Source organism: Cupriavidus sp. Agwp_2, assembly GCF_040784895.1.
In the GTDB taxonomy this organism is placed as follows: Bacteria; Pseudomonadota; Gammaproteobacteria; order Burkholderiales; family Burkholderiaceae; genus Cupriavidus.
Genome location: NZ_CP088084.1, coordinates 685,106 through 697,016, shown reverse-complemented (window position 1 = coordinate 697,016; position 11,911 = coordinate 685,106). Strand labels below are relative to the sequence as shown.

Annotated in this window: 11 protein-coding genes; 5 read left to right on the top strand and 6 right to left on the bottom strand. The window is 68.2% G+C overall.

From position 1 onward, the window contains the following. Positions 1-66: 66 nt before the first annotated feature. The 4 genes from LPA45_RS20945 (at position 67) to alaC (ending at position 3,477) form a co-directional block, all read left to right on the top strand. Positions 67-765 carry a PadR family transcriptional regulator gene (locus LPA45_RS20945; protein ID WP_317923885.1) on the top strand — a complete coding sequence of 233 codons (699 nt, stop codon included), beginning with the start codon at positions 67-69 and terminating at the stop codon, positions 763-765. Positions 766-843: 78 nt separating this feature from the next. Next, positions 844-1,671, top strand: coding sequence for a siderophore-interacting protein (locus LPA45_RS20940; protein WP_317923883.1), 828 nt, complete (start codon positions 844-846; stop codon positions 1,669-1,671). 78 nt (positions 1,672-1,749) lie between these two features. Then, entirely contained in the window at positions 1,750-2,142 is a 393-nt protein-coding gene (locus LPA45_RS20935; RefSeq protein WP_317923882.1) for a hypothetical protein, read from the top strand. A 123-nt stretch (positions 2,143-2,265) separates the two neighbouring features. Continuing rightward, positions 2,266-3,477: an alanine transaminase gene (gene alaC, locus LPA45_RS20930; protein ID WP_317923881.1), complete on the top strand. Its 1,212-nt coding sequence runs from the start codon at positions 2,266-2,268 to the stop codon at positions 3,475-3,477. Between the two features lie 52 nt (positions 3,478-3,529). On the opposite strand, the gene LPA45_RS20925 is transcribed toward alaC, so the two are convergent. The 5 genes from LPA45_RS20925 to LPA45_RS20905 form a co-directional block, all read right to left on the bottom strand. Next, the gene (locus tag LPA45_RS20925) at positions 3,530-4,672 is read right to left on the bottom strand and encodes an enoyl-CoA hydratase/isomerase family protein (protein WP_317923880.1); all 1,143 of its coding nucleotides are present in this window, start codon (positions 4,670-4,672) and stop codon (positions 3,530-3,532) included. Positions 4,673-4,681: 9 nt separating this feature from the next. Beyond that, entirely contained in the window at positions 4,682-5,452 is a 771-nt protein-coding gene (locus tag LPA45_RS20920; protein WP_317923877.1) for an enoyl-CoA hydratase, read from the bottom strand. Beyond that, on the bottom strand, positions 5,449-6,354 hold the full coding sequence (mmsB, locus tag LPA45_RS20915; protein ID WP_116322192.1) for a 3-hydroxyisobutyrate dehydrogenase: 906 nt from the start codon (positions 6,352-6,354) through the stop codon (positions 5,449-5,451). The genes LPA45_RS20920 and mmsB overlap by 4 nt, the downstream gene beginning before the upstream one ends. A 242-nt stretch (positions 6,355-6,596) precedes the next feature. Beyond that, positions 6,597-8,120: a CoA-acylating methylmalonate-semialdehyde dehydrogenase gene (locus LPA45_RS20910; RefSeq protein WP_317923874.1), complete on the bottom strand. Its 1,524-nt coding sequence runs from the start codon at positions 8,118-8,120 to the stop codon at positions 6,597-6,599. A gap of 44 nt (positions 8,121-8,164) precedes the next feature. Then, positions 8,165-9,298, bottom strand: coding sequence for an acyl-CoA dehydrogenase family protein (locus LPA45_RS20905; protein ID WP_317923872.1), 1,134 nt, complete (start codon positions 9,296-9,298; stop codon positions 8,165-8,167). Between the two features lie 192 nt (positions 9,299-9,490). Here LPA45_RS20905 and LPA45_RS20900 point away from each other — a divergent pair, with 192 nt between their 5' ends. Next, positions 9,491-10,507 carry an AraC family transcriptional regulator gene (locus tag LPA45_RS20900; RefSeq protein ID WP_317923908.1) on the top strand — a complete coding sequence of 339 codons (1,017 nt, stop codon included), beginning with the start codon at positions 9,491-9,493 and terminating at the stop codon, positions 10,505-10,507. Between the two features lie 38 nt (positions 10,508-10,545). Here the strand turns inward: LPA45_RS20900 and LPA45_RS20895 are convergent, their stop codons facing one another. Beyond that, positions 10,546-11,763 carry a GGDEF domain-containing protein gene (locus tag LPA45_RS20895; RefSeq protein WP_317923871.1) on the bottom strand — a complete coding sequence of 406 codons (1,218 nt, stop codon included), beginning with the start codon at positions 11,761-11,763 and terminating at the stop codon, positions 10,546-10,548. Between the last annotated feature and the right edge of the window lie 148 nt (positions 11,764-11,911).

The following is an 11,911-nucleotide window of genomic DNA, read 5'->3' as shown; positions in this document are numbered from 1 at the left end:
CTGCTTGACAATTCAAGTCCGCATTTATATCGTAAGATATGTTTTACGACATATCGGAGATCGTTCATGCGGCACCATCATCACTTGTCATCCATGTCAGGGCACGGTCGCCACATCCTGCGGCGGCTGGCCCCGCACCTCGCCCGCATTGCCATGAGCCGGCACCAGCGCGGAGGCTTCTGGGGCGGTGGCCCGTCAGACGGCTTCGGGCCGGGCGGGCCGGATGGCCCCGGCGGCTTCGACAACGAAGGCTGGCGCCGTGGCCGCAAGTTCAGCGCCGATGACCTGCAGCTGCTGCTGCTCAGCCTGCTCGAAGAAAAACCCAGCCACGGCTACGAGCTGATCAAGGCGCTCGAAACCCGCACCAACGGCTTTTACAAGCCGAGCCCTGGCGTGGTTTACCCCGCGCTGACTTACCTGGAAGAAGTTGGCTACGCCACCGTCGACACCGAAGGCAACAAGAAGCGCTACCAGCTGTCCGAAACCGGCAAAGCGCATCTCGCGGCAAATCGCGAGCGTGTCGATGTGATGGTGGCCAAGCTGCGTCACGTCGCCCGCAAGATGGAATGGATGCGCCGGGCCATGAGTGGCGAGCCGCAGCCCGAACCGGAGCAGGGCGGCTGGCTGCCCGAGCTGATGCAGGCGCGGGCCGCGATCAAGCGCGCGATGGTGATGCGCAGCGAAGCAGGCGCGGACGAGCAGCGCCGCATTGCCGCGATCCTGATGCGCGCCGCAGCCGAGATCGAAGCCGGCCCTCAGGCCTGAGCCGTGGCGCTGACGCTGGCATCTGCCATCGGCACCCGGGCCCGGCAGGTGCCGGACCCTCAACCAAGGAATTCCTCAATGACTGCAGACGCCCCTGAATCCAACCGCGATCTTTCCGTGCAGCGCGTGCGCCATCCGCTGAAGATGCGCCTGCTGCAAGTAGTGCGCACCACGCAGGTCACGCCGCAACTGCTGCGCGTCACGCTGGGCGGCGCCGAGCTGGAAGACTTTGTCTCCGCCTCGTTCGACGACCACGTCAAGCTGTTTTTCCCCGTGGATGGCGCCGACAAGCCGGTGCTGCCGCAGGTAGGCCCCGACGGCATCAGCTTCCCCGAAGGCCAGCCGCGTCCGGCCGCGCGTGACTACACGCCGCGCCGCTACGATGCCGCCGCGCAGGAGCTGGATATCGAGTTCGTGCTGCACGGCGACGGCCCTGCCTCGACGTGGGCGGCGCAGGCGCGGCCGGGCCAGTACCTGGGCGTGGGCGGGCCGCGCGGCTCGTTCGTGGTGCCGGCGGACTTCGACTGGCATCTGCTGATCGGCGACGATACGGCGCTGCCCGCAGTGGGACGCCGGCTGGAGGAGCTGGGCGCGGATTCGCGTGCCATCGTCGTCATGGAAGTTGGCGATGAGACCGCGCAGATCGCACTGCCGAGCCGGGCTGATGTCGAGGTGCATTGGCTGCATCGCGGCGATGCGCCCGAGGGCAGCCTGCTGGAGGGGGCGCTGCGCCGGGTCACGCTGCCGCAGGGCGAGGGCTATGTCTGGGCGGCGGGAGAAGCGGCGGCGATGAAGGCCGTGCGCTGGTATCTGGTCGGCGAGCGTGGCATCGACAAGAAGCGCATCCGCGCATCGGCCTATTGGAAGCGCGGCGACGCGGCGGTGCACGAGACGCTGGACGACTGAGCAACACGGGCGACATGGTGTACGCGGGCGATGCGTTGCCATAAGATGGCAGGCAACGTCAACGCCGGGAGGACTGCCGTGCTGCCTGCATCCAAGCCGTTGCGCATCATCGCCGCCGCCGCGGCATCTGTTGCCTTGCTCGCCGCCTGTGCGCCGGACGCCGTTCGCAACCGCGAGGCCACTGACTTCAATGCCTATCTCGATTCGCTGAAGACCGCGTGCCCGAACATGATCGTCGGAACGAACAATATCAGCGACTGGCTGCGCACCAGCGGCAGCCGCGGCGACGACGATTACGTCTACTGGCTGGATCAGACTTCGCGCCTGTACTACCAGCGCATCTCTGCCCAGCAGTACCGCGATTCGGTCAGCGCGGCGCTGGGTGGGCGCTCCGATTCTCCCGCGCTGGACTGCATTGTGCGCCATCTGCCCGCCAACCGGCCGACCGGTCTGCCGGGTGGCAGGCTCTAGGTATCTGCTCACACGCCCGTTGTGCAACGGCGGCATCCCCGCTAACATAAGTCCCCAGGCAACTGAGACAGCAGTTGCCGACGTCGCTCGGACGGTTCCGGGCGCTTACGTAAAGGACCCCACATGACTGCCGCTTCCTCCGGCAAGCGCCGCTTCGCGCGCATCGATCGCCTTCCCCCGTACGTTTTCAACATCACCGCTGAGCTGAAGATGGCCGCCCGCCGCCGTGGCGAGGACATCATCGACATGAGCATGGGCAATCCGGATGGCGCCACGCCGGCGCATATCGTGGCCAAGCTCACCGAGGCGGCGCAGCGGCCCGACACGCACGGCTATTCCGCATCGAAGGGCATTCCGCGGCTGCGGCGCGCGATCTCGCACTGGTATCGCGAGCGGTATGACGTCGAGATCGACCCGGATACCGAGGCCATCGTCACCATCGGCTCCAAGGAAGGCCTGGCGCACCTGATGCTGGCCACGCTGGATCGCGGCGACACGGTGCTGGTGCCCGATCCCAGCTACCCGATCCATATCTACGGCGCGGTGATTGCCGGCGCCGATATCCGTTCGGTGCCGCTGGTGCCGGGCATCGATTTCTTCGCCGAGCTGGAGCGCGCGATCCGGGGCAGCTATCCCAAGCCCAAGATGATCGTGCTGGGCTTTCCGTCGAATCCGACTGCGCAATGCGTGGAGCTGGATTTCTTCGAGCGCGTGATCGCGCTTGCGCGTAAGCACGACATTTTTGTGGTGCATGACCTCGCGTATGCGGACATCGTCTTTGACGGCTGGAAGGCGCCTTCTATCATGCAGGTGCCGGGCGCCAAGGATATCGCGGTGGAGTTCTTCACGCTGTCCAAGAGCTACAACATGGCGGGATGGCGCATCGGCTTCATGGTGGGCAACCCCGACCTGGTGGCGGCGCTGACGCGCATCAAGAGCTATCACGACTACGGCACCTTCACGCCGGTGCAGATCGCGGCCATCGCTGCACTGGAAGGCGACCAGCAATGCGTGCAGGAGATCGCCGCGCAATACCAGTCGCGTCGCGACGTGCTGGCGAAGGGGCTGATCGAGGCAGGCTGGCCGGTCGAGATTCCGAAGGCGTCGATGTATATCTGGGCGCGCATTCCCGAGCCTTACCGCGCGCTGGGCTCGCTGGAGTTCGCCAAGCAGCTGCTGGCCAAGGCCAAGGTATCGGTGTCGCCGGGCATCGGCTTTGGCGACTACGGCGACGAGTACGTGCGCTTTGCGCTGATCGAAAACGAATCGCGTATCCGGCAGGCCGTGCGGGGCATCAAGGCGATGTTCCGTGCGGACGGGCTGATCAAGGCCTGATGCCGAAGCGACCTGCGCCTGATGCGCGGCGCAGGTCTTGTGGCGCTTGCCTTCAGGCAGGCAAGTCCAGCGGCAACGGCTGCTCGCCGGGCGCCCACCATGGCCGGAACAGCGCCTGCACATCGTCCGGCGCCACGCCCTCGTAGCTGGTGACGCGCCAGCGCGGCGCGTTGTCCTTGTCGACGATCAGCGCGCGCACGCCTTCGATAAAGTCGCCTTGCGAGAACGTATTGACCACCACCGCCAGTTCCATGCGGAAGCAGTCGGCCAGGTCCATGCGCCGGCCGCGCAGCAACAGTTCGCGGGTCGCACAGGCCGATAGCGGCGAGCGCGTACGCAACACGTCGATGGTGCGCGTGGCCCAGGCGGTGTAGCGCGGATCGTCCTGGCACGCCAGGCTGGCCAGGATTTCCGGCAACGTTGCATGCGCGGGGAAGTGGCGCAGCAGCGCTGGCAGCACCTGCAGCAGCGGGGCGTCGGCGGCGCTGGCCACCGGCTCGCGCACCAGCGCATGACGCAGGTCGGCGAGCACGTCGCTGCCCCAGTTGATGCCGGCCAGCGCCTGCTCCAGTTCGGCCAGCGTGCCGCTGTCGACGGCGGCATCGGCCAGTCCGCATAGCAACGCGTCGGCGGCACCGATGGTGACACCGGTCAGGCCAAGATACAGCGCCAGCTGCACCGGCAACTTCGACAGGAAATGGCTGGCGCCGACATCCGGCACGAGTCCGATGCCGGTCTCGGGCATGGCCACCCGCGAGCGCTCGGTCACGATGCGCAGGTGCGCGGCCTGCGCCAGGCCCATGCCGCCGCCCATGACGACGCCGTCCATCAGCGCCACCAGCGGCTTAGGATAGCGATGCAGGCGGTAGTCCAGCGTGTATTCGTCGATGAAGAAGCGGCGGTGCAGCGGTGTGCCGTCGCGGTAGCTGTCGGTCAGCGCGCGGATATCGCCACCGGCACAGAACGCCTTGGGGCCGGCGCCACGCAGCACCACGGCGCGGATGGCGTCGTCGCGGGCCCAGGCTTCCAGTTGCGCGCCCAGCGCGACGATCATGGGGTACGACAGCGCATTGAGCTGGCGCGGCCGGTTCAGCGTGGCGATGCCGACGCCGTTGACGACGTCGAACAGGACCTCAGGCCCGGCACCCTGCGTGCCAGCATTGCCCGGTGAGATGGCCGATTCAGTCAGGCGCATAACAGGCTCCTAGGCGTTGCGCCATTGCGGCGCGCGTTTTTCGAGGAAGGCGTTGACGCCTTCGCGCTGGTCGGCACCGTCGAACAGGTCGACAAAGCGCTCGCGTTCCAGCGCCAGCGCGGCCTGGCGCGGCACGCCCTGGCGTGCGAGATGCACCAGTTGCTTGCTGTACGCCGCGGCGCGCGGGCTGACCTTGCCGGCGCGTTGCGCCATCTCCAGCGCAGTGGACAGCGCCTTTCCGCGCGGCACGACTTGCTCGACCAGTCCGATGTGCAGCGCGGTGGCCGCGTCGATGCGTTCGTTGGTCAGGATCATGCGCTTGGCCCAGCCTTCGCCGACCAGCCACGGCAGCGTCTGCGTGCCGCAGCCGCACGGCAGCAGGCCGACGGCGGCTTCGGGCAGCGCCATCTGCGCGTGTTCTTCGGCGATGCGGATATCGCAGGCCAGCGCGCATTCCAGGCCGCCACCCATGGCGTAGCCGTTGATGGCGGCGATCACGACCGGGCGCGCGTTCTGCAGCGCTTCAAAGGCGCTGCCGAACTGCTGGGCCATCGCGCGCGCATGGGCGCGGTCGCCTTCCGCGAAGCCGTTCAGGTCGGCGCCGGCGCTGAAGAATTTCTCGCCGGCACCGGTGACGACGACGGCGCGGATCTCGGGATTGGCATCGATCTTTGCCACCAGCTCGCGCAACTGCTGCAGGCCTTCGGCGGTGAAGGCGTTGGCGGGCGGGCGGCTCAGCGTCAGCGTGGCGACGTGGCCATCGAGTACGAATTCGATCATGGCTGGCGTTCCTTGTCGGTGGCGGACAGGTACTGGCGGATGACGCCGGAGAAATCGAGCTGGCCTTCGCCGGCGTGGCTCATGGCCTGGTAGACCTGCTGCGCCAGCGCGCCGAGGAACAACGGCTGCTTGACGCTGCGCGCGGCATCGGCGGCAAGGCCCAGGTCCTTGAGCATCAGGTCGGCGCCGAAGCCGCCGCTGTAGCCACGGCCGGCCGGGGCGGTTTCGATCACGCCGGGCCAGGGGTTGCAGGTATCCGACGCCCAGCAGCGCCCGGTCGAGGTATTGACGATGCCGGCCAGCACATTGGCGTCGATGCCCAGCTTCACGCCCAGCGCCATCGCCTCCGACACGCCGATCATCGAGATGCCGAGGATCAGGTTGTTGCAGATCTTGGCGACCTGGCCGGTGCCGGTGCCGCCGCAATGGACCAGGTTGCGGCCCATGCCGGCCAGCACCGGACGCACCTGCTCGAACAGCGCCTCGGTGGCGCCGACCATGAAGGTCAGCGTGCCCGCCTGCGCGCCTACGGTGCCGCCGGAAACGGGGGCGTCTGCCAGCGCATTGCCGTGGGCCTGCGCGGCGGCCGCGAGCTCGCGCACGGTGGCCGGATCGATGGTGCTGGAGTCGACCAGCGGCACGCCGGGGCGCACGCCGGCGAGCACGCCGTCTTCGCCAAGGTAGGCGCTGCGCACGTGCGCGGCGGCGGGCAGCATGGTGATGACAAAGTCGGCTTCCGCCACGGCCTTGCGCGCGGTATCCGCGCTGGCGGCGCCTTCTGCGCACAGCGCGGCCACGGCGGTGGCATTGAGGTCGAATACGGTCAGGGTATGGCCGGCCTTGAGCAGGTTGCGCGCCATGGGCGCGCCCATGTTGCCGAGGCCGATGAAGGCGATATGCATGGATGTCTCCTAGCTACGGTTGTTCGCGTCCCGCTTGTTTTCTCCCCTCTCCCGCTCGCGGGAGAGGGGCGGGGGAGAGGGCGGGAGCGTCAGTGGCTACTGCATTGGTCGAGTATGGCAAGCGTCGTGCGCGATTGGTTTACTGGGCAAATCGGTCCTGCAAGTGCCGGCCCTCTCCCCCAACCCCTCTCCCGCATGCGGGAGAGGGGAGCAAACCGTCGGCGGTTGCGACGCGCCACGCATCACTTCAGGCTGATCGTCGTATTCACCCCGTCATTCACCGTCGCGTCGTCGAACCACCGCGCCGTCACCGTCTTGGTCTGCGTATAGAACTGCACCACCTGCTTGCCGTACGGCCCCAGGTCGCCCAGCTTGGAGCCGCGCGAGCCGGTGAAGCTGAAATAGGGCACCGGCACCGGGATCGGGATATTGATGCCGACCTGGCCGACGTCGATTTCGCTCTGGAACTTGCGGGCCGCGGCGCCGCTCTGCGTGAACACGCCGGTGCCGTTGCCGAACGGGTTGCGGTTGACCAGCGCGATGGCGTCATCCAGCGTCTCGACGCCGATCACCACCAGCACCGGCCCGAAGATCTCTTCGGTGTAGATCGCCATGTCGGTGCCAACATCGGTGAAGATGGTCGGCCCGATGAAGTTGCCTTGCGGATAGCCCGGCACCTGCACGTCGCGGCCGTCGAGCACCAGCTTCGCGCCTTCGCGCTCGCCGGCGGCGATCAGGCCGAGGATGCGCTCCTTAGCCGCCATCGAGACCACCGGGCCGACATCTGTGCTAGGCTCCGCGCCGGCGCCGACCTTCAGGGTCTTGGCGCGCTCGACCAGGTCAGGCACCCAGTCGCGCGCCGCCCCGACCAGCACCACCACGGAGGTGGCCATGCAGCGCTGGCCGGCCGCGCCGAAGCCCGCGCCCGCCAGTGCGTTCAGCGTCTGTTCCTTGTGCGCGTCGGGCAGCACCACGGCGTGGTTCTTGGCGCCCATCATCGACTGCACGCGCTTGCCGTGCGCGCCCGCCAGGTTGTAGACGTGCGTGCCGACCGCGGTCGAGCCCACGAACGACACCGCCTTGATGTCCGGGTGCGTGCACAGGGCATCGACCACGTCCTTGGCGCCGTGCACCACGTTCAGCACGCCCGGCGGCACGCCGGCTTCCAGCGCCAGCTTGACCAGTTCCATGGTCGACAGCGGATCCTGTTCCGACGGCTTGAGCACGAAGGTGTTGCCGCACACGATCGCCATCGGGAACATCCACAGCGGGATCATCGCCGGGAAGTTGAACGGCGTGATGCCGGCGCAGACGCCGATCGGCTGCTGCAGCGTGTAGGTGTCGACGGTGGAGGCGACGTTTTCTGCGAAGCCGCCTTGCTGCAGCGTGCCGATCGAACAGGCATGCTCGACCACTTCCAGGCCGCGGAAGATATCGCCTTCGGCATCGGCCAGGGTCTTGCCCTGCTCGGCGGTCAGGATGGCGGCGATGCGCTTGCTGTGCTCGCGGATCAGTGCCTGGTAGCGCAGCATGATGCGCAGCCGCGCGCCGATGGGCGTGTGGCGCCACGTGGCAAAGGCGCGGTGCGCCGCGCCAACGGCGGCGGCGACTTCGCTGGCCGTGGCCAGCGGCACGCGTGCCAGCACTTCCTGGGTGGCGGGGTTGACCACCTGGCGGAACTCGGTGGCGGACGATTCCACCCATTCGCCGTTGATCAGCAGCGGTACGGTCGGCACGGCATTGTCGGTCTTGGGCACTGCGCTCATGGTTGTCTCCGGACGGTGTGGTTGTATGAGAAGCAATTGTTGGGTCACAGGCTGCGCGCGATCAGCATGCGCTGGATCTCGCTGGTGCCTTCGTAGATCTGGGTGATGCGGGCGTCGCGGTAGTGGCGCTCGACCGGGTAGTCCTCCAGGTAGCCATAGCCGCCGTGGATCTGCAGCGCCTTGGAGCAGACGCGCTCGGCCAGTTCGGACGCGTACAGCTTGGCCTGCGAGGCTTCGGACAGGCACGGCAGGCCCTCGCTGCGCATGCGCGCGGCGCGGTGCACCAGCAGGCGCGCGGCGTTCAGCTCGGTGGCCATGTCGGCCAGCATGTTGGCGATGGGCGGGTGCTCGCGCAGCGGGCGGCCGAACTGGATGCGTTCGGATGCGTAGCGGCAGGCGGCTTCGAACGCCGAACGCGCAATGCCGATCGCCTGCGCGGCAATGCCGATCCGGCCGCCTTCGAGGTTGGACAGCGCGATGCGCAGCCCCTCGCCAGGCTCGCCCAGCAACGCGTCGTGCGGCACGGTGCAGTCTTCCAGCGTGATGGCGCAGGTATCCGAGGCGCGGATGCCGAGCTTCTTCTCCGGCGCATGGACCAGGAATCCGGGCGTGTCGGTCGGTACCAGGAAGGCCGAGATGCCTTTCTTGCCGCGCTCGGGTTCGGTCGAGGCAAAGACCACCGCGACGCCGGCGCGCTGGCCGTTGGTGACGAACTGCTTGCTGCCGTTGAGCACCCAGCCGTTGTCGGTAAAGCGGGCGCGCGTGCGCAGGTTATGGGCTTCGGAACCGGCCTGCGGTTCGGTCAGGCAGAAGGCGCCGATCAGTTCGCCGCTGGCCAGCCGCGCCAAATAGCGCTCTTTCTGCGCATCGGTGCCGTAGTGCAGGATCGGGCCGCAGCCGACCGAGTTGTGCACGCTCATCAGCGTGGCGCAGGCCGCGCAGCCGGCGGCGACTTCTTCAATGGCGAGCGCATACGCGACATAGTCGGTGTAGGTGCCGCCCCAGTCTTCGGGCACGATCATGCCGAGCAGGCCCAGCGCGCCCATCTCGGCGACCACCTCGTCGGGCAGGCGGCCATCGCGGTCCCACTGGGCGGCGCCGGCGGCCAGCCGCTCGCTGGCGAAGGCGCGCGCGCTGTCGCGGATCATCTGTTGCTGTTCGGTGTAGTCGCTGTGCATGGCAGGTTGGCGGTGGTGTTCCGCGGTGGGATTCCGCAGGGGTATTCCTGTAAAGCGCGTTGGCGCGGCGCAGCATCTCAGGCAGAATGCGCGCTCGGCGTCTAGGCCTGCGGGCAGTGTAGGAACGCCGGGGGCGGGCTCCTATGCCAAAATCCGCCAATCTTCATGAACTCGTTTGCCACCCGCCGGACCATGGAAAAAGGCAGCGTCGCGCTTTGTTTTGTCCACCATGCCATCGCCGGGCTGCAGGCGCGCGGGATCGACCCGGGGCCGGTGCTGCGCAGCGCCGGCATCGCGCCGGAATTGCTGGCGGTGCCGCAGGCGCGCGTCTCGGCGGCCAGCTACAGCGAGCTGTGGCTGGGGGTGGCCGCCGCGCTGGATGACGAGTTCTTCGGCCAGGACTCGCGCAGCATGAAGTGCGGCAGCTTTGCCATGCTGTGCCACGCGGTGGTCGGCAGCCGCACGCTGGGGCAGGGGCTGGAGCGCATTACCCGGTATTTCCGCCTGCTGCTGGACGATATCGGCGTGCGCCTGGACCGCCACGGGGACGAGGCGGCGCTGGTGCTGACCGCGCCCAATGCGGCGCTGGGGCGGCAGCCCGGCGTGTTCGCCAAGGAAACCATGCTCATCATGCTGCACGGCCTGATGAGCTGGCTGCTGCGCCGGCGCGTGCCGGTACGGCTCGCGGCGTTTGACTACGCGGAGCCGCCTTACAGCGCCGAATACCGCGTGATGTACTCGCGCCAGCTCGCCTTTGACCAGCCGGCCACGGCGCTGGTGTTCGACGCCGCCCTGCTGGACCAGCCGGTGCGCCAGGACGAGCGCAGCCTGAAGGCTTTCCTGCGCGATGCCCCGCACAACGTGGTGGTGAAGTATTCCGACCGCAGCAGCGTGGGCGCGCGCGTGCGCCGGCTGCTGCGCAACCAGCAGCCCGAGCTGTGGCCGACGTTCGAGGCGCTGGCGGTCAGCCTGAACCTGTCGGCGTCATCGCTGCGGCGCCGGCTGATGGACGAGGGCGTGAGCTACCAGGACCTGAAGGACGGGCTGCGCCGGGACCTTGCCATCGAGGCGCTGAGCCACTCCGGTCGGCCCGTGGCGGATATCGCGGCGGAACTGGGTTTTGCCGAGCCCGGCGCTTTCCACCGGGCATTCCGGCGCTGGACCGGCTCGCGGCCCGGCGCGTACCGGCGCGTGGCGGACGAGGACTGACGGGGGCTGAGGAGGGCTGATGGGGGCTGACGGAGGCGTCAGGCATCGAGCGCTTGCGCGGCCTCCGGTGCCGCCTGCGTAGCCGAGGCAGGCCCGCTGTGCGCCACCACGCGGTTGCGCCCGCCCACCTTGGCGCGATACAGCGCCGCATCGGCAAGCGCGCTCAGTTGCGCCAGTGTCAGGCCCGGATGCCAGCCGGCCGTGCCGCCGCTAACGGTATAGCGCACGGTGTGGCTGTCGCCGTCCGACGCTACCGTCGTGACCGCATGACGCTGCACGCTGGCGCGGATGCGCTCCGCCACCGCACTGGCGCCGGCCTCGGCGGTTGCGGGCAACAGCACCATGAACTCTTCGCCGCCAAGACGGCCCAGCAGGTCGCCGGGCCGCAGCTGCGCCGCCGCCAGCTTTGCGAACGCCTGCAGCACGGCATCGCCGGCGGCATGCCCGTAGGTATCGTTGACTGACTTGAAATGGTCGATGTCGACGATCAGCAGCGCAGGGGCGGGCTTGCCGCCAGCAGCGCGCGCCAGCTCGCGCCGGGCACTTTCCTCGAACGCCTTGCGCGACAGCACGCCGGTCAGCGTGTCGGTATTGGCCACCGCTTCCAGCCGGCGCACGATGGCGTCATGGATCATCAGCACCGCGCCCATGGTCATCGCGGGCATCACCAGTGCCCCCAGCGTCAGGAACACCGTGTTGAGCAGCATGGATTCCTGCATGTAGGGGTTGCCCAGCCACTGCAGCGCCGACAGCGTGCCGCGCACCGCATGCCCGGTGGCGAAGAAGAGCGCAAAACAGGCGGTCGTGATGAAGAAGCGCGCGGACGTTCCGCGCGGTCGCCGGCGCAGCAAGGTCAGCCCGACCAGCGCGCAGAGCGCCGCGTGGAAGGCGGAGACGATCACGACGCGCGTGGTGAATTCGTCGACGGCATAGCGCCATACGATCACGCCGGCGGTGGTCACGGCCGTGGCCGCCACTAACCGCCGCCAGGGCGGCACGCCGCCGCAGAAGCGCACGCTGCCGGCATAGAACAGCGCCAGCGACCACGCCAGCGCAGCGTTGGCAACGCCGACCGACAACAGGTCCGGGATCATGCCGCGCATCGAGAACAGCACCAGCGCCCCGGTCGCGGTCAGGTTGGCGTTGCACCACTCACCGACGCCGGGCAGCCCGCAGCGCCGCAGCGACCACACGATGGCCAGCATCATGGCGCTGAGGGCGGTCGTGATGGTGAGCAGGGCAAATGGGACGGACATCGGACAGGGGCTGGGTACGCGGGGCTGGTGCGCCGGTCGGGCGCAAACCGCAATGATACGGGGCGAGCAGGGCCCGCGGGCACCGGCAAGGGTGCTCCGTCGCGCTGTCCGTGGGATGTAAGGCCGCCGCCGCCTGTGCAGGCGGCGC